The sequence below is a fragment of the Streptomyces sp. GSL17-111 genome (genome assembly GCF_037911585.1).
In the GTDB taxonomy this organism is placed as follows: domain Bacteria; phylum Actinomycetota; class Actinomycetes; order Streptomycetales; family Streptomycetaceae; genus Streptomyces.
In genome coordinates this window covers 3,073,169-3,090,266 of the sequence record NZ_JBAJNS010000001.1, presented here as the reverse complement: position 1 = coordinate 3,090,266, position 17,098 = coordinate 3,073,169, and the positions used below count along the sequence as shown (strand labels likewise).

The following is a 17,098-nucleotide window of genomic DNA, read 5'->3' as shown; positions in this document are numbered from 1 at the left end:
CCCTTACGGGCTCCTGATACGACGTCACCGAATCACGTTGAACACCAAGTCCACAGTGGTTTTACCCAACTTCGGGACATTTCCATACCCGAGAGGGCGATGGTGGTCACGTGTTCAACAGGCCCGCTCATTTCCCTCGGCATATGCCCTGCCCGCACCGCCGCTCCCCGTCCGGGCCCGCCCGCACCCCCGTCGGGCGGCCCCGGCCCGGCCCCCGTCAGTCGCCCCCGCCGCCCCCGCCGTCACCCCCACCACCGCAGCCTCCCCCGCCGTCACCCCAGCCGCCCCAGCCCCCGCCGGAGCCGTCCGCGTGGGACCCGCCGGAGCCCCCCGAGCCGCCGCGCCCGCTCGCGGTCCTCCGACGCCCCGCACTTCCCGTCCGCACCGAACTCGCGGCGATCGCCGCCACCAGACACGCCAGCCCGAACACCACCACGACGACGAGCACTGCGGTCATGGCGCCCCCTCCCGAACTGCCCCGCCCCCCGACGGAGCAGGCCGTGCCCCGGACATGCCCCCACCGCTCGCGCGCCAAAGCAGACTTGAGCAACTCCAGAGCTTGCGCACCCGCCGGGGCGATCCGCGAGGATGCCCGTCATGGGACGACCACCGCTGAACCCCCGCCTGGCCGAGTTCGGAACCACGATCTTCGCCGAGATGTCCGCACTGGCCCAGCGCACCGGGGCCATCAACCTCGGCCAGGGCTTCCCCGACACTGACGGGCCCGAGGAGATCCGCGAGGCCGCCGTCCGCGCCCTGCGCGAAGGGCGGGGCAACCAGTACCCGCCGGGCCCCGGCGTCCCGGAGCTGCGCACCGCCGTCAGCGAGCACCAGCGGCGCTTCTACGGCCTGCACGTCGATCCGGACACGGAGGTGCTCGTCACCGCGGGGGCCACCGAAGCCATCGCCGCCGCCCTGCTCGCCCTGGTCGAGCCGGGGGACGAGGTCGTCGCGCTGGAGCCGTACTACGACTCGTACGCCGCCTGCATCGCCATGGCCGGCGGCACCCGCGTGCCCGTCACCCTGCGCCCGGACGGACCCGACGGCGGCTTCCGGCTCGACCTGGACGAGCTGCGCGCCGCCGTCACCGACCGCACCCGCCTCCTGCTCCTCAACACCCCGCACAACCCCACGGGCACCGTCCTCACCCGCGCCGAACTGGCCGCCGTCGCCGAACTGGCCTGTGAACGCGACCTGCTGGTGGTCACCGACGAGGTCTACGAGCACCTGGTCTTCGAGGGCGAGCACGTGCCGATCGCCTCGTTCCCCGGCATGCACGACCGCACGGTCACCATCTCCAGCGGCGGCAAGACGTTCTCCCTCACCGGTTGGAAGGTCGGCTGGGCCACCGCCTGCCCCGAGCTGCTGACGGCCGTGCGGACGGCGAAGCAGTACCTGACCTTCGTCTCGGCCGGCCCGTTCCAGTACGCGATCGCCGAGGCGCTGGCGCTCCCCGACGCCTACTTCACCTCCCTCCGCGAGGATCTCCGCGCCAAGCGCGACCTCCTCGCCGCCGGACTCGCCGACGCGGGGTTCACCGTGCACCGGCCGCACGGCACGTACTTCATCACCACCGACATCCGCCCGCTCGGGGAGAGCGACGGCTTCGCGTTCTGCCGGAGCCTGCCGGAGCGCTGCGGCGTCGTCGCGGTGCCCAACGCCGTCTTCTACGACGATCCGGAGGCCGGCCGCAGCCACGTCCGCTTCGCCTTCTGCAAGCGGGAGGCGGTCCTGCGCGAGGCGACCGACCGCCTCCGCCACCTCACCCCCTGACCACCCCGGCCCCCACCGCCTCGCCCGCGAACGCACGGGGCCCGGACGTGGCGCGGCCCCGGACGGTGGGCGTCCGGGGCCGGTCGGGGGTGGGCCGGGGACGTCAGTCCTCGGCGTCCTCCGGGCCCTCGGGGCCGGACTCGGCGTCCTTCTCCAGGCCGAGCGACTCCACGAGCCACTTGTCGAACTCGATCGACGCCCGCACCCAGCTGACGGTGCTGGAGACGAAGTGCTCCAGGGACACGCCGGTGCCGATCAGCATCTGTGCCTCGCCGATGAGGCGGACGGTGCCGTCGTCGTGGGTGTGCGTGTAGAGCTTCGGCCACAGGGTGCGGCGGTTCCAGTCGTCGATCGACTCGAGGATCTTGACCTTGTCGTCGATCGAGTGCGGCCGGTCGTAGAACGTACGGACCGAGAAGACCCGCTGCTCCTTCTCGCCACGGAACATGAAGTACGTGCGGAACTCCTCCCACGGCGCCGCGAGGTCACCCTCGTCGTCGACGACGTACTTCAGCTCCATCTGGTCGAGCAGCTGCTTGACCAGGTCCTGGTCCGGGACGATCGGTCCCGCCGGGCCCCCCTGCGGCTGCTGAGGCTGCTGGCCCCCGAAATTCGGAATCGAGGACGGGTCGATGCTCACGTAGGTGTTCCCTTCGTACGGCTCCGGCCATCCTCCCTCACGACGGCCCGGTCCCCGCAACCCCGACCGGCCGCGTCCGGTGGGGACGCCGGGAAGGGCGCTCCGGCCGGGGCACTGCGGCTTCAGCCGGTGACCGGTCCGACCGTCAGACCGTCCCCGGCGACGTCGACCCGGACGGTGTCCCCGTCGCGCACCTCGCCGCCCAGAATCTCCCGGGCCAGCTGGTCGCCGATCGCGGTCTGCACCAGGCGGCGCAGGGGCCGGGCGCCGTACGCCGGGTCGTTGCCCTCGACCGCCAGCCAGTGCCGCGCGGCCTCGGTGACCTCCAGCGTAAGCCTGCGGTCGGCCAGCCGCCGCTGGAGCGCGTCGATCTGGAGCTGCGCGATCCGCTCCAGTTCGTCCCCACTGAGCGCCGCGAAGACGACCAGGTCGTCGAGGCGGTTCAGGAACTCCGGACGGAACGCGGCGCGCACCGCCGCCAGCACCTTCTCGCGCTGCTCCTCGGGCTTGGCCAGGGGGTCCATGAGGTGCTGGCTGCCGAGGTTGGAGGTGAGGATGAGGATGGTGTTGCGGAAGTCCACCGTGCGGCCCTGGCCGTCGGTGAGCCGTCCGTCGTCCAGCACCTGGAGGAGGATGTCGAAGACCTCGTGGTGCGCCTTCTCCACCTCGTCCAGCAGCACGACGGTGTACGGGCGGCGGCGCACCGCCTCCGTCAGCTGGCCGCCCTCCTCGTACCCGACGTAGCCGGGCGGCGCGCCGACGAGCCGGGCCACCGAGTGCTTCTCGCTGTACTCGCTCATGTCGATGCGGACCATGGCGCGCTCGTCGTCGAAGAGGAAGTCGGCGAGGGCCTTCGCCAGCTCCGTCTTACCGACGCCGGTGGGGCCCAGGAAGAGGAACGAGCCGGTGGGACGGTCGGGGTCGGCGATGCCCGCCCGGGTGCGGCGGACGGCGTCCGACACGGCCCGCACGGCCTCGCCCTGCCCGATCAGGCGGCGGCCCAGCTCCTCCTCCATGCGCAGCAGCTTCTGCGTCTCGCCCTCCAGCAGCCGCCCGGCCGGGATGCCCGTCCAGGAGGCGACGACGTCGGCGATGTCGTCCGGACCGACCTCCTCCTTCACCATCGTGCCCTGTGCGGCGGCGGCGGACTCCTGCTCCGCCTCGGCCCGAGCGGCCTCCTCCAGCTGGCGTTCGACGGCCGGGATCTCGCCGTAGAGCAGCTTGGAGGCGGTGTCGAAGTCGCCGTCGCGCTCGGCCCGCTCGGCCTGGCCGCGCAGCTCGTCGAGCCGCTCCTTCAGCTCACCGAGGGCGTTGAGCGCCTGCTTCTCCTTCTCCCAGCGGGCGGTGAGGCCGCGCAGCTCCTCCTCGCGGTCGGCGAGGGCGCGGCGCAGCGTCTCCAGCCGCTCGACGGAGGCCGGGTCGGACTCGCCGGACAGGGCCAGCTCCTCCATCCGCATCCGGTCCACGGAGCGCTGGAGTTCGTCGATCTCGACGGGCGAGGAGTCGATCTCCATGCGCAGCCGGGAGGCGGCCTCGTCCACCAGGTCGATGGCCTTGTCGGGCAGGAAGCGGGAGGTGATGTAGCGGTCGGACAGGGTGGCGGCGGCCACCAGGGCGCTGTCGGCGATCTGCACCTTGTGGTGCGCCTCGTAGCGGCCCTTGAGACCGCGCAGGATCGCGACGGAGTCCGCCACGGTGGGCTCGGCGACCAGCACCTGCTGGAAGCGCCGCTCCAGCGCCGGGTCCTTCTCGATGCGCTCCCGGTACTCGTCCAGCGTCGTCGCGCCGACCATGCGCAGCTCGCCCCGGGCCAGCATGGGCTTGAGCATGTTGCCCGCGTCCATCGCCGAGTCCCCGCCGGCGCCGGCGCCGACGACCGTGTGCAGCTCGTCGATGAACGTGACGATCTGCCCCTCGCTGTCCTTGATCTCCGCGAGGACGGTCTTCAGCCGCTCCTCGAACTCACCCCGGTACTTGGCCCCGGCCACCATGGCGCCGAGGTCCAGGGCGACGAGGCGCTTGCCGCGCAGCGACTCCGGTACGTCGCCCTTCACGATGCGCTGGGCCAGGCCCTCGACGACGGCCGTCTTGCCGACGCCGGGCTCGCCGATGAGCACCGGGTTGTTCTTCGTCCGGCGGGAGAGGACCTGGACGACGCGGCGGATCTCCTGGTCCCGCCCGATGACCGGGTCCAGCTTGCCGTCGCGGGCGGCGGCCGTGAGGTCGGTGCCGAACTTCTCCAGGGCCTTGTAGGTGCCCTCCGGGTCCGCCGTGGTGACCCGACGCCCGCCGCGCGCCTCGGCGAAGGCCGCCAGGAGCTTCTTGTCGTTCGCGCCCTGCCCCTTGAGCAGCTCGCCGGCCTGCCCGCCCTTGGCGGCGGTGCCGATCAGCAGGTGCTCGGTGGACACGTACTGGTCGCCCAGGTCCTTCGCGCGCTGGGCCGCGTCCGCGACGACGGCCAGCAGCTCGCGGTTCGGCTGCGGCTTCGCCACGGTCGATCCCTGGACGACGGGCAGCGCGCCGAGGAGCCGCTCCGCGCCGCTCCGCAGGGCGGCCTGGTCGGCGTCGACCGAGGCCAGGAGGTCCTGGATGTTCTCGTTGTCCTCACCCGCCAGCAGAGCGAGCAGCAGGTGGGCGGGGGTGATGTCGGTGTGCCCGTCCGTGAGGGCACGGTTGCCGGCCGCGCTGATCGCTTCCCGGCTCCTGTTCGTCAGCTCGGCGTCCACGTTCGGCGTCTCCTCCTCGGTACCACACAGCAGATGCTGACCCTGATGGGTACAGGGTACACAAAGTTGAGCCGTATCCACTCAACGAAAATCCCTCGTCCCCTGCCCTCGCCCGTTCGGGTGAAGCCGCTGGTCGGCGGCACCGGGCGGGGCCGGCCTCCGGCCAGACTGGCTCCGACCACGCGAAGGGGGACCCACGACGGTTATGGCCAGCACGCCGAAGCCGACACCGACGCCGACGCCGACGCAGGACGAGTTCCTCCTGGAGAGCTTCCTGGCCCTGGAGACCCCCGAGGGCTTCAAGGCCGAGCTCATCGAGGGGGACATCGTCGTGACTCCACCGCCCGACGGCGATCACGAGGACCACCTGTCCGTGCTGAACCGGCAGGTGTTCCGACTCTCCCGGACGGAGATGCAGGCCTCGGGGAACAAGGGGCTGATCCTGTCGCGCGGTGGGCTGTGCCCGAAGAACCGGGCCATTCCCGACGCGACCTTCGCGCCGCGCGGGCTGCGGCTGTTCCGTGGCGCGGAGCCGTGGATGCCGTGTGAGGGGGTCGCGATGGTCGCCGAGGTCACGAGCCGGAAGCCGCTGGGTGACCGGGCGGCGAAGCGGCACTGCTACGCGCGCGGTGGCATCCCCCTGTACCTCCTGGTGGACCGGGAGCAGGGGCGGGTCACCCTGCTGAGCGAGCCCGCCGGGGACGACTACACGCGCACCGTCTCCGTGGCCTTCGGCAAGCCCGTGCCGCTGCCGGAGCCGTTCGCGTTCGAGCTGGACACCGCCGACCTCCTCTGAGGCGCCCGCGGCGACCGCATACGCTGCGGGTATGGCAGTCGATCCGCGGGAGCCGGGCCCCGAGTACCGGGAGTTCTGGCAGGAACACCACCTGTGCACCTTCACCTCCCTGCGACCGGACGGCACGCCGCACGTCGTGCCCGTCGGCGTCACGTGGGAGCCGGAGACGGGGGCGGCCCGGATCATCACGAACCGGCACAGCCGCAAGGTGGCCAACGTCCGCGCGGCCGGGGCGGCGGGGGCGCGGGTGGCGGTGTGCCAGTTCGCCAGGGGCCGCTGGGCCACGCTGGAGGGCACGGCGGTCGTCAGGACGGAGCCCGACGTCGTCGCGGACGCCGTCCGCCGGTACGCCGAGCGGTACGGGCGCACCCCCAAGCCCAACCCCGACCGCGTCGTCATCGAGATCGCCGTCGACCGCGCCATGGGGCGGCCCGGGCGGACCCCGGGACGTGCGCCCGGCTGACGCGCGCCCTCACGCCGCCGCGGCCTCGGCGAACAGCGCCCGGCCCGCCCCCGCCGGGTAGGGCCGCCCGAGGACGCGCCCGTCCTCGCTGCCGACCGACATCACGCCGACCACCGTGCCGGACTGCGTCGCGGCGTCGTAGTGCTGGAGCCAGGGCCCGCCGCTGGCGCCCCGGCTGAGGCGGCACGGGGCGAGGAGCAGCCCGCCGACGTTCGCCGCGTGCGCGGTGCGCGCCGTCAGCAGCTCGGCCCGGCCCGAGCAGTGCGCGAGCGTCGCGCCGTCGAAGGGGGCGGCGGCCGGGTAGCCCATCGGCAGCACCGGGGCCGCCGGGTCGACGGGCGCGTAGTCGAGCGCGTTGGCGCCGTAGGTGTCCTGGATGGTCCGGCCGTCGCGGCGCTCGACGGTCACGAACGCGTAGTCGTGCGGAAGGATGTCCTCCAGCCGCCGGTTGACGTCCCACCCGGGCGGGGTGTGGAACGAGACGACCTTCCAGCCCGTCTCCATGACGCCCCCGGCCGCCGCGTCCTGGGCCGGGACGGGCCCGCCCCGGCCCGGTCCGTCGCCTTCGTGCCCGGGCGCGAACCAGGCGCGGTGCGGCCGCTGGGGGTGCCGGGGCGAGGTCAGGCAGTGCGCGGCGGTCGCTATGACGCTGCCGCTCGGCGAGTCCACTATCGCGCCGGAGCAGACCCCCACCCGTCCGTCGCCCAACTGCGTCACGAGCTTGCCGACCGTGGCGACGCCGCCGCCGGCCCAGGGATCGCCCTGGGCGGCGGCGGTGCGGGTGGGGAGCTCCGGCGGGCCGGTGGTCCCGGCCACGGCGATGGTGGCGAAGACGGTGGCCAGCGCGGCGGTCGCCGTGCGTATGTGCTCCATCACCACACCGTGCGCGGCCGCCCGTCCCCCGGCCACCGCGCTGCGCCCGTCCGGGTGAACGGGCCGCTCGCTCCCGACCCCGGTGCCGCAGCCGTGGGTCCGGGCGCCCGGACGGTGCCCGGCCTGCCCGAACGCTGCCCGCACCATGCGGAACGCGGGCTTCCGTGGTGACGCGTCCCAAGGGGGGACGCTCACTCCTGTGCGTAGACGCGGACCCGCGCCGGGGCGGATGCTCCCCTCGAACTTACGCAACCGTAAGGTCGCTTTCAGGCCGCATCCACCTTGGGAGTGTCAGTGCAGTCACCCCGGTCCCGGCGCCGCCGCCTCGCGTCCCCCCTCGTCCTCATGGCCACCGCGGCGGCCCTCACCCTCTCCGCCACGCCCGCGCACGCGGAGTCGGAACGCCCCGCCTTCTACGAGCCGCCGGCCACGCTCCCGGCGCACAACGGCGACGTCATCCGCTCCGAGTCCAGCGTCTTCTACCTGGACCCGTTCCAGCTCCTCAAGGCCGACGCCGACGTCAACCGCGTCATGTACCGGACGACGGACGGGGAGGGCGAGCCCCTCGCCGTCACCGGCACCGTGCTCACCCCGAAGAAGGACTGGTCCGGTGGCGGCGAGCGGCCGCTGGTCAGCTACGCCGTCGGCACGCAGGGCCTCGGCGACCACTGCGCCCCGTCCCGCCAGCTCGCCGCCGGGAGCGAGTACGAGGGTCTGTTCATCAAGGGCCTGCTCCTGCGCGGCTACGCCGTCGTCGTCACCGATTACGAGGGGCTCGGCACCCCCGGCGAACACACCTACATGAACCGCGCGGTGTCCGGTCAGGCCGTGCTGGACGCCGCCCGGGCCGCCCAGCGGCTCCCCGAGGCCGGGATCGCCGACGACGGCCCCGTCGCGATCACCGGCTACTCGCAGGGCGGCGGCGCCGCCGCTGCCGCCGCCGAGCTGGCGCCCTCCTACGCGCCCGAGCTGGACCTCAAGGGCGTCGCGGCGGGCGCCGTACCGGCCGACCTGAACGCCGTCGCGGACACCATCGACGGCTCCCTGTACGCCGGGTTCCTCGGCTACTCGGTGGCCGGCCTCGCCGCCGGTCACGACATCGACACCGAGCCCTACCTCAACGAGAAGGGGGAGGCGTTCCTGGAGGAGTCGCGGCGGTACTGCACGATCGAGGCCGTCGCCCGGCACGCCTTCACCCGCAGCGCCACCCTCACCGAGAGCGGTGAGCCCCTCTCGGAGTACCTGAAGGAACCGCTGTGGAAGGCCGTCATCGACGAGCAGCGGATCGGCGAGCGCACCCCGGACGTGCCGACGCTGGTCACGCACAGCCTCCTCGACGACGTCATCCCGTACCGGGTCGGCAAGAACCTGGCGGCCGACTGGTGCGCCGGGGGCGCGACCGTCGAGTTCTCCTGGAACCTCGGCCCGACGCACGTCGGCGGAGCCATCGCCGGCTACCCGAAGGTGTTCACCTGGCTGGGTGACCGCTTCGAGGACGAGCGACCCCGCTCGACCTGCTGACCACCCCGCCGCCCCGGCCGCGAGGACGTGCCGGGTGGGAGCCGCCGCCGGCCCCCGCCCGGCGCCCGGTCGCGTCCCGCCCGCCCGGCGGCCGGACGACCGGGTGACCGTGCGGTCACCCGAACCGGTCGCCGCAAGGAACGTGCCACCCCGGCGGGTGCGGAGGATGATGGGAGGCGGACACCGGTCGCTGGCGACGGCGCCCCGCCCCGGTCGGCGACGGTGTGCGTGGCCCGGTGGGCGGAAGGAGGGCCGGATGAGTGCTGAGGGCTTCGTCCACGCCGGTTCGGCGGGGCAGGTCAAGCGGTCACGCCCTCAGGGCCGCACCCCGGTGACCCGCTCGGACAGCGGCGGGCTGCTGGACGTCCTCGGCGTGGCCGCCATCGTCATCGACGTGCGCGGCCGCATCGTCTTCTGGAGCCCTCAGGCCGAGGCCCTGCTGGGCTACCCGGCGCAGGAGGCGCTGGGCCAGTACGCCGCGCGGCTGCTCGTGCCGGAGGAGCAGTTCGACTTCGTCCTGCGGCTCTTCGCCGACGTGATGGCCGACGAGGAGGGGAGCTGGGAAGGCAGCTTCCCGGTGCGCCACAAGGACGGCGAGCTGCGCCTGCTGGAGTTCCGCAACATGCGGCTGCTGGACGACCTCGGGGACCCGTACGCGCTGGTCCTGGCCACCGACCGGTCGATCCTGCGCCGCGTGGAACGCGACCTCGCGCTCTCCGTGCGGCTGGTCGAGCAGTCCCCCATCGGGCTCGCGATCATGGACACCGACCTGCGGTACGTCACCGTCAACCCGGCCCTGGAGCGGATCAACGGGCTGCCCGCCGACAAGCACATCGGCCGCCGGGTGCGCGACACCCTGCCGTTTCTGGACGCCCAGACGATCGAGGCGTCCATGCGGCACGTCCTCGCCACCGGGACCCCGCTGCTCGACCAGTACACGATCGGGCGAACGTCGGAGGATCCGCAGCACGAGCACGCCTGGTCCGTCTCCTTCCACCGGCTGGAGGACGCCACCGGGCACGTCCTCGGGCTCGCGACCTCGGTCGTCGACGTCACCGACCGGCACCGGGCCGCCCTGGAGGCCGACCGGGCCCGGCACCGGCTGGCCGTCGTCGCCGACGCCTCCATCCGGATCGGGACGACCCTCGACCTGGAGACGACCGCGCGCGAGCTGGCCGACGTCGCCGTGCCCGAACTGGCCGACATCGCCGCCGTCGACGTGCTGGACTCCGTGCTGGAAGGCCGGCGCGGCACCACGGACCCGCGCGGCCCGGCCGTCTTCCGCGCCCTCGCCGTCAACGCCGGCTACCCCACGGAGGCCATCCGCGCCGCCGACCCGCCCGGCCAGCTGGCCCGCTACGACGCCGACCGGCTCGTCACCCAGTGCGTGCGCACCGGACGTCCGATGCTCGTCGCCCACGTGGAGGAGGCCGACCTGCGCGGCATAGCCCGCGACCCGGAGTCGGCCGCGCTGCTCGCCCGCGCCGGCGTCCACTCCTACCTCGCCGTGCCCCTCATCGCCCGGGGCGAGGTGCTCGGTGCCCTCGACCTCAAGCGGGCCCGCAACCCACTGCCGTTCGACCAGGACGACGTCGCCCTCGCCTCAGAACTGGCCAACCGCGCGGCCGTCTGCATCGACAACGCCCGCTGGTACGAGCGGCAGCGCAACACCGCGCTCACCCTCCAGCGCAGCCTCCTGCCGCAGCATCCGCCGCCGCTCACCGGCCTGGACGTCGCCTCCCGCTACCAGCCGGCCGGTGCGGCGAGCGAGGTCGGCGGCGACTGGTTCGACACCCTGCCGCTCAGCGGCGGGAAGACCGCGCTCATCGTGGGGGACGTCATGGGCAGCGGCATCAACGCCGCCACCACCATGGGGCGGCTGCGCACCGCGACCCAGACCCTCGCCGAGCTCGACCTCGACCCGGCCGAGCTCCTGCGCCACCTCGACAAGATCACCGCAGGGCTCGACAACTACATCGCCACCTGCGCCTACGTCCTGTACGACCCGCACCGCAGCGAGCTGTGCATCGCCAACGCCGGCCACCTCCCGCCCGTCCTCGTCCGGCGCGGCCAGGAGCCGGAGCTGCTCGACGTCCCCACCGGCACGCCACTGGGTGTCGGCGGGGTCGGCGGCGTCGCGTTCCGCAGCATGTCGGTCCCGGTGGGCCCCGGCGACCAGCTCGTCCTCTACACCGACGGCCTGGTCGAACGGCGCGACGAGGACATCGACATGGGACTGGGCAAACTGCTGGGCCTGCTCGACGGCCCCGAGCGCGAGCTGGAGCAGACCTGCGACCGGCTGCTGCGCAACCTGCGCGGCACCGGACTGCACGAGGACCACGACGACGCCGCCCTCCTCGTGGCCCGCATCCGGCCGCCGGAGCCGCGCTGAGCGCGTGCGGACGTCAGTCGCTGCGGCGGGGACGCCAGACGACCAGGGCGCTGGACTGCTGCACGTCCTCGTAGCGCACGAGATCCCGCCGGTAGGAGGCGTGGACCTGCGCCTCACGCTGGCGCATCGCGACCGCCGCGCCCTCCACGGCCTGCTGGAGCTCGGCCACGCGCGACTGCAACGCGGCGACCTGGTTCTCCAACTCGATGATGCGCTTGATGCCGGCCAGGTTGATGCCCTCGACCTGGCTGAGCCGCTGCACCTCGCGCAGCTGCTCGATGTCGCGCGCCGAGTACCGGCGCCCGCGCCCGGCCGTGCGGTCGGGGGAGACCAGGCCGAGGCGGTCGTACTGGCGGAGTGTCTGCGGGTGCAGCCCGGACAGCTGGGCGGCGACCGAGATGACGTAGACCGGCGACTCGTCGGTCAGCTCGTACGGGGAACCGCCCCCGCGGAAGCGGGAACCGGCGTTGTTCCTGCGTGCATCTCGGCCGTCCACCTCAGTCTCCCTTCGCGGCCTTGAACAGCGCCGCCCGTGGGTCCTCCCCCGCCGTCGCGTCGCGGAAGGACTCCAGGGCCTCCTTGGCCTTCTTGCCCAACTCCTTCGGCACCGTCACCTCGACGGTCACCAGCAGGTCCCCGCGCGTGCCGTCCTTGCGCGTGGCTCCCTTGCCCCGGGCCCGCAGGGTGCGCCCGGCGGGCGTCCCGGGCGGCAGCTTCAACGTCACCGGCGGCCCGCCGAGCGTCGGGACGCTGATCTCCGCGCCGAGGGCGGCCTCCGCGAAGGTGACGGGCACGGTGACCGTCAGGTTGTCGCCGCGCCGCCCGAACACGGGGTGCGCGTCGACGTGGACGACGACGTACAGGTCGCCGTTGGGACCGCCGCGCTCACCGGGGGCGCCCTTGCCGCGCAGCCGGATGCGCTGGCCGTCCGACACCCCGGCCGGGATGCGGACCTGCATGGTGCGGGAGCTCGTCGCCCGCCCGCTGCCCCGGCACACCTCGCACGGGTTCTCCGCGATCAGGCCGCGGCCCTTGCAGTCCAGGCACGGGTCGGTGAGCGAGAAGCCGCCACCGCCGCCCCGGCTGACCTGCCCCGTCCCCACGCACGTCGGACACACCCGTGGTGTGCCGTTCTTGTCGCCGGTGCCCGAACACGCCTTGCAGGCGGCGCTGCTGGACATGCGCAGCGGCACCGTGGCGCCGTCCACGGCCTCGGTGAAGCTGAGCGTCACCTCCGACTCGACGTCCTGGCCGCGCCGCGGCTGGGTGCGTGTCGTGGTCCCGCCCCGGTTGAACAGGCCGCCGAAGACGTCGCCGATACCGCCCCCGAAGCCGCCGCCGGGGCTGCCCTGGGTACCGCCGAAGAGGTCCCCCAGGTCGAAGTTGAAGTTGCCGCCGCCCGCCCCGGGGCCGGGACGGAAGCCGCCGCTGCCCAGCAGGGCCCGCGCCTCGTCGTACTCCTTGCGGGACTTGGCGTCGGACAGGACCTCGTTGGCCTCGCCGACCTCCTTGAACCGCTCCTCGGCCTTGACGTCGCCCTTGTTGGCGTCCGGATGGTACTCGCGGGCGAGCTTGCGGTAGGCCTTCTTGATCTCCGCCTCGGTGGCGTCCTTGGGGACACCGAGGACCTTGTAGAGGTCCTTCTCCAGCACTTCCCTGCTGAGGTTCATGCGCGGCGTCCCTCCTTCCCTCGTCCTGCCACGCCCCGGGCGGGCCGCGCACGGCGGCCCGCCCGGCGGCGCTCGTCCGCGTCAGCCCTGCTCCGGGCCACCGTTCTCCTCGTCCGTCGCCGGCTTCTCGTCGCCCTGCTCGCCCTTGGCCTCGGTGTCCGAGGCCGACTGCGCGCTTCCGGGCTGGGGCTCGGCGACACCGACCCGCGCGGGGCGGATCGTGCGCTCGCCGATGCGATACCCCGGCTGCAGGATCTGCACGCACGTGGTCTCGGAGACGTCCGGCGAGTACGCGTGCATCAGCGCCTCGTGCACCGTCGGGTCGAAGGGCTCGCCCTCCTTGCCGAACTGGTGGAGGCCCATCTTGGCCACCACCGTCTCCAGCGACTCGGCCACCGACTTGAAGCCGCCGACCAGCTCGCCGTGGTCCCGGGCCCGCCCGATGTCGTCGAGCACCGGGAGCAGCTCGGTGAGGAGGTTGGCCACCGCGATCTCCTTGACGGCGATGCGGTCGCGCTCCACCCGGCGCCGGTAGTTGGCGAACTCCGCCTGCAGCCGCTGGAGGTCCTGGGTGCGCTCGCCGAGCGCCGTCCTGGCCTGGTCCAGCTGCGCGGTGAGCGCCACTTCCTGGAGCTCCTTGGAGTCCCCGGCCCCGGCCGCCGGGCCCGCCTCGTCGGCGGGACCGGCGCCCTGGGCGGCAGCCTCATCGGGTGATGCGGAGGCGTCGGCGGGGACGTCGGGCTTCTCGTTGTCGAAGCCCGGGGTCTCCTCCGTCACGCCGCACCTCCCTTTCGGTCGGTCTTCTCGTCGTCCACGATCTCGGCGTCGACGACGTCGTCGTCCCCGCCCTGCGCTTGGCCGGCCTCACCCTGGGCGCCGCCGGCGGCCTGCTGGGCCTGGGCGTCGGCGTACAGGGCCTGACCGAGCTTCTGGCTCGTCGCGGCGACCTTCTCGGTGGCCTCGCGGATCGCTGCGGTGTCCTCGCCCTTCAGCTTCTCCTTGAGGTCGCTGACGGCCTCCTCGACCTCACCCTTGGTGTCGGCCGGGACCTTGTCCTCGTTCTCCTGGAGGAACTTCTCGGTCGTGTAGACGAGCTGCTCCGCCTGGTTCCGCGTCTCGGCGGCCTCGCGGCGCTTGGAGTCCTCCTCCGCGTACTGCTCGGCGTCCCGCATCATGCGCTCGATGTCGTCCTTCGGCAGCGCGGAGCCACCGGTGACGGTCATGCGCTGCTCCTTGCCGGTACCGAGGTCCTTGGCGGAGACGTGCATGATGCCGTTGGCGTCGATGTCGAAGGTGACCTCGACCTGCGGCACACCGCGCGGGGCCGGCGGCAGGCCGGTCAGCTCGAACATCCCGAGCTTCTTGTTGTACGCCGCGATCTCGCGCTCGCCCTGGTAGACCTGGATCTGCACCGACGGCTGGTTGTCCTCGGCCGTGGTGAAGATCTCCGAGCGCTTCGTCGGGATCGTGGTGTTGCGCTCGATGAGCTTCGTCATGATGCCGCCCTTGGTCTCGATGCCGAGGGACAGCGGGGTGACGTCGAGCAGCAGGACGTCCTTGACCTCGCCCTTGAGGACACCGGCCTGGAGCGAGGCGCCGATGGCGACGACCTCGTCCGGGTTGACGCCCTTGTTGGCCTCCTTGCCGCCGGTCAGCTCCTTGACGAGCTCGGCGACGGCCGGCATCCGCGTCGAACCGCCGACCAGCACGACGTGGTCGATCTGGTTGAGCTGGATGCCCGCGTCCTTGATGACGTTGTGGAACGGGGTCTTGCAGCGGTCCAGCAGGTCCTGCGTGAGCTGCTGGAACTGCGCCCGCGTCAGCTTCTCGTCGAGGTGCAGCGGACCCTCGGCGGAGGCGGTGATGTAGGGCAGGTTGATCGTGGTCTCGGTGGACGAGGACAGCTCGATCTTGGCCTTCTCGGCCGCCTCGCGCAGGCGCTGGAGCGCCATCTTGTCCTTGGAGAGGTCCACGCCGTGACCGGACTGGAACTGCTTGACCAGGTAGTCGACGACGCGCTGGTCCCAGTCGTCACCACCGAGGTGGTTGTCACCGTTGGTGGCCTTCACCTCGACCACGCCGTCGCCGATCTCGAGCAGCGAGACGTCGAAGGTGCCGCCGCCGAGGTCGAAGACCAGGATCGTCTGGTCTTCCTTCTCCATGCCGTAGGCGAGCGCCGCGGCCGTCGGCTCGTTGACGATGCGCAGGACGTTGAGGCCCGCGATCTCACCGGCCTCCTTGGTGGCCTGACGCTCGTGGTCGTTGAAGTAGGCCGGGACGGTGATGACGGCGTCGGTGACCTTCTCGCCCAGGTACGCCTCGGCGTCCCGCTTCAGCTTCTGCAGCACGAACGCGCTGATCTGCTGCGGGTTGAAGTCCTTGCCGTCCAGGTTGATCTTCCAGTCGGTGCCCATGTGGCGCTTGACCGACCGGATCGTCCGGTCCACGTTGGTGACGGCCTGGCGCTTGGCGACCTCGCCGACCAGCACCTCGCCGTTCTTCGCGAAGGCGACGACGGACGGCGTGGTCCTGGCGCCCTCCGCGTTGGTGATGACGGTGGGCTCACCGCCTTCGAGGACACTGACGACGGAGTTCGTCGTACCCAGGTCGATGCCGACCGCACGTGCCATTTCGGAATCTCCTCCAGCTAAGCCTTGAGTGGAACTCACTCAAGAGTGCATGACGGCCGCACCGATGTCAACGGAGCTGAGTCCGGCCGACTCAAGTCGCTTGCCGAGGCATGACGCACCGCTGACAAAACTGCAGGTCAGCGCACCAGCAGAGCAACCATCAACAGATCCCGCACCCAGCACATGACTCCGACAGACAGGCCGACCGACCCACCCCGGCCGCCCACCCCGCCAGGCCCCGCGCAGACAAGCGGGTGAACCGATCGTCGTCTCATCTGCTTATGACTGCGGCGGGCTGAATTATGTCGCGATTATCCCGTTCCGCGCTTTAACGATCACGCTCCGAGGACAGGGCAGCCAGTGATCGGTGAACCCCCTTCGCGACAGGAGAGACGGAGATGGTGTCCGGTGCGTGCTGATCGGCCTCGCCCCCGGCGCATCGCGCTGCCCACCTGCCTGGCCGCCGCGGCACTCGCCGCCGCCCTCGCGGGCGGGCCCGCGACCGCCACCCCGCACCGTCCGCCCGCCGCCCACCACCCGGCGGCGGGCGACCCCGCCGGGACCCGGCCGCTCCGCTCGACCGAGGCCGCCGTGGCGGAGGCCGCCCGCGTCTCCCGCAAGGCCGACCGCGTCACGAAGCGGTACGAACGCGCCAAGGCCGCCGCCGAGCGGCAACGCAAGGCCGTCGACCGGCTGAGCGACCGGCTGGACCGCAAGCGCGCGGAGTACGACGTCCTGCGGCGCGCCGTGGGTGCCGCAGCGGCCAGCCAGTACCGCAACGGAACGTTCCTGCCCGGGGCCCAGGTCGTCGTGGCCGACTCGCCGGAGGAGTTCCTGGCGACCTCGGGCTACCTGGCCCGCAACAACCGGGCCGTGGTGCGGCTCGCGCGCTCCGCGAAGGAGGTACGGGCCGAGCTGGCGCGGGAGAAGGAGGAGGCCGACCGCGCGCTGGAGCGACTCCAGGCCGAAGAGGCACGCCGGCACCGGCTGAAGCACCAGGTGGACGCCGCACTGGAGCGCGCCCAGGAGCGCGCGACCCGACTGCGGGCCCGTGCCGAGCGTCGACGCGCCCCCGAACGTCCGGCCCCCGCCTCGCGCAGCGCCTGGGTCGCCCCCGTCGCGTCGTACGTCCTGACCGCCGGATACGCGGCCCGGGGCGGTCTGTGGTCCAGCGGCCACACGGGGCAGGACTTCGCGGTGCGGACCGGCACCCCGGTCCGGGCCGTGGGCGGCGGCACCGTCGTACGGGCGGGCTACGGCGGCCCCTACGGCAACGAGGTCGTCCTCGCCCACGGGAACGGCTACTGGACGCACTACGCCCACCTGTCGGTGATCCAGGTCGGCGTCGGCCAGCGGGTGCAGGCGGGCCAGCAGATCGCGCTCTCCGGCTCCACGGGCAATTCCAGCGGCCCCCACCTGCACTTCGAGGTCCGGAGCTCACCGGCACAGGGCTCCAGCGTCAGCCCCGTGCCCTGGCTGCGGGCGCGGGGCGTGGTGATCTGAGGGCCGACCCGGCGCCGACGGCCGCCCGGGCGGGTTAGCCGACCCTCAGCGACGCAGATCACCGCAGAGGGCGGTACAGCGCGGGACGGATTGTGGATAGTCTCGTACGGA

General features: G+C 72.7%; 14 protein-coding genes. 6 read left to right on the top strand and 8 right to left on the bottom strand.

Going from position 1 to position 17,098, the window contains the following annotated elements; translation table 11 throughout:
* Positions 1-217: 217 nt before the first annotated feature.
* Positions 218-457, bottom strand: coding sequence for a hypothetical protein (locus V6D49_RS13740; RefSeq protein ID WP_340559908.1), 240 nt, complete (start codon positions 455-457; stop codon positions 218-220).
* A gap of 140 nt (positions 458-597) precedes the next feature.
* Between V6D49_RS13740 and V6D49_RS13735 the strand changes: the two genes are divergently transcribed.
* Complete coding sequence (locus V6D49_RS13735) at positions 598-1,773, top strand: pyridoxal phosphate-dependent aminotransferase (protein ID WP_340559906.1); 1,176 nt, start codon at positions 598-600, stop codon at positions 1,771-1,773.
* 103 nt (positions 1,774-1,876) lie between these two features.
* On the opposite strand, the gene V6D49_RS13730 is transcribed toward V6D49_RS13735, so the two are convergent.
* A complete protein-coding gene (locus V6D49_RS13730) occupies positions 1,877-2,413 on the bottom strand; it encodes a YbjN domain-containing protein (RefSeq protein WP_340559905.1) in 537 nt (178 codons plus the stop codon).
* Positions 2,414-2,535: 122 nt separating this feature from the next.
* Positions 2,536-5,139: an ATP-dependent chaperone ClpB gene (gene clpB, locus V6D49_RS13725; protein WP_340559903.1), complete on the bottom strand. Its 2,604-nt coding sequence runs from the start codon at positions 5,137-5,139 to the stop codon at positions 2,536-2,538.
* Positions 5,140-5,344: 205 nt separating this feature from the next.
* Here clpB and V6D49_RS13720 point away from each other — a divergent pair, with 205 nt between their 5' ends.
* Together V6D49_RS13720 and V6D49_RS13715 are read left to right on the top strand one after the other, a co-directional pair.
* On the top strand, positions 5,345-5,935 hold the full coding sequence (locus tag V6D49_RS13720; protein WP_340559901.1) for a Uma2 family endonuclease: 591 nt from the start codon (positions 5,345-5,347) through the stop codon (positions 5,933-5,935).
* A 31-nt stretch (positions 5,936-5,966) separates the two neighbouring features.
* Positions 5,967-6,398: a pyridoxamine 5'-phosphate oxidase family protein gene (locus V6D49_RS13715; protein ID WP_340559899.1), complete on the top strand. Its 432-nt coding sequence runs from the start codon at positions 5,967-5,969 to the stop codon at positions 6,396-6,398.
* Positions 6,399-6,407: 9 nt separating this feature from the next.
* On the opposite strand, the gene V6D49_RS13710 is transcribed toward V6D49_RS13715, so the two are convergent.
* Positions 6,408-7,271 carry a trypsin-like serine peptidase gene (locus V6D49_RS13710; protein WP_340559897.1) on the bottom strand — a complete coding sequence of 288 codons (864 nt, stop codon included), beginning with the start codon at positions 7,269-7,271 and terminating at the stop codon, positions 6,408-6,410.
* Positions 7,272-7,565: 294 nt separating this feature from the next.
* Between V6D49_RS13710 and V6D49_RS13705 the strand changes: the two genes are divergently transcribed.
* Together V6D49_RS13705 and V6D49_RS13700 are read left to right on the top strand one after the other, a co-directional pair.
* Positions 7,566-8,792 carry a lipase family protein gene (locus tag V6D49_RS13705; RefSeq protein WP_340559895.1) on the top strand — a complete coding sequence of 409 codons (1,227 nt, stop codon included), beginning with the start codon at positions 7,566-7,568 and terminating at the stop codon, positions 8,790-8,792.
* A 256-nt stretch (positions 8,793-9,048) separates the two neighbouring features.
* A complete protein-coding gene (locus V6D49_RS13700) occupies positions 9,049-11,184 on the top strand; it encodes a SpoIIE family protein phosphatase (protein ID WP_340559893.1) in 2,136 nt (711 codons plus the stop codon).
* Positions 11,185-11,197: 13 nt separating this feature from the next.
* Here V6D49_RS13700 and V6D49_RS13695 read toward each other — a convergent pair whose 3' ends face one another.
* The 4 genes from V6D49_RS13695 to dnaK form a co-directional block, all read right to left on the bottom strand.
* Entirely contained in the window at positions 11,198-11,680 is a 483-nt protein-coding gene (locus V6D49_RS13695) for a heat shock protein transcriptional repressor HspR (RefSeq protein WP_340559892.1), read from the bottom strand.
* Position 11,681: 1 nt separating this feature from the next.
* A complete protein-coding gene (gene dnaJ / locus V6D49_RS13690) occupies positions 11,682-12,854 on the bottom strand; it encodes a molecular chaperone DnaJ (RefSeq protein WP_340559890.1) in 1,173 nt (390 codons plus the stop codon).
* Between the two features lie 81 nt (positions 12,855-12,935).
* The gene (grpE, locus tag V6D49_RS13685; protein WP_340559888.1) at positions 12,936-13,631 is read right to left on the bottom strand and encodes a nucleotide exchange factor GrpE; all 696 of its coding nucleotides are present in this window, start codon (positions 13,629-13,631) and stop codon (positions 12,936-12,938) included.
* Positions 13,628-15,484, bottom strand: coding sequence for a molecular chaperone DnaK (dnaK, locus tag V6D49_RS13680; protein ID WP_340559887.1), 1,857 nt, complete (start codon positions 15,482-15,484; stop codon positions 13,628-13,630). Before dnaK ends, grpE begins: the two co-directional genes overlap by 4 nt.
* Positions 15,485-15,892: 408 nt before the next feature.
* Here dnaK and V6D49_RS13675 point away from each other — a divergent pair, with 408 nt between their 5' ends.
* Positions 15,893-16,987, top strand: a complete 1,095-nt coding sequence (locus V6D49_RS13675) for a M23 family metallopeptidase (RefSeq protein ID WP_340559886.1) — start codon at positions 15,893-15,895, stop codon at positions 16,985-16,987.
* Positions 16,988-17,098: the final 111 nt, after the last annotated feature.

What these genes read in the sequence shown, in the direction of transcription:
- V6D49_RS13715 (WP_340559899.1), top strand. Translation starts at nt 5,967, where the DNA reads ATGGCAGTCGATCCGCGGGAGCCGGGCCCCGAGTACCGGGAGTTCTGG.
- V6D49_RS13720 (WP_340559901.1), top strand. Translation starts at nt 5,345, where the DNA reads ATGGCCAGCACGCCGAAGCCGACACCGACGCCGACGCCGACGCAGGAC.
- V6D49_RS13710 (WP_340559897.1), bottom strand. Translation starts at nt 7,271, where the DNA reads ATGGAGCACATACGCACGGCGACCGCCGCGCTGGCCACCGTCTTCGCC.
- V6D49_RS13740 (WP_340559908.1), bottom strand. Translation starts at nt 457, where the DNA reads ATGACCGCAGTGCTCGTCGTCGTGGTGGTGTTCGGGCTGGCGTGTCTG.
- dnaK (WP_340559887.1), bottom strand. Translation starts at nt 15,484, where the DNA reads ATGGCACGTGCGGTCGGCATCGACCTGGGTACGACGAACTCCGTCGTC.
- V6D49_RS13700 (WP_340559893.1), top strand. Translation starts at nt 9,049, where the DNA reads ATGAGTGCTGAGGGCTTCGTCCACGCCGGTTCGGCGGGGCAGGTCAAG.
- V6D49_RS13735 (WP_340559906.1), top strand. Translation starts at nt 598, where the DNA reads ATGGGACGACCACCGCTGAACCCCCGCCTGGCCGAGTTCGGAACCACG.
- dnaJ (WP_340559890.1), bottom strand. Translation starts at nt 12,854, where the DNA reads ATGAACCTCAGCAGGGAAGTGCTGGAGAAGGACCTCTACAAGGTCCTC.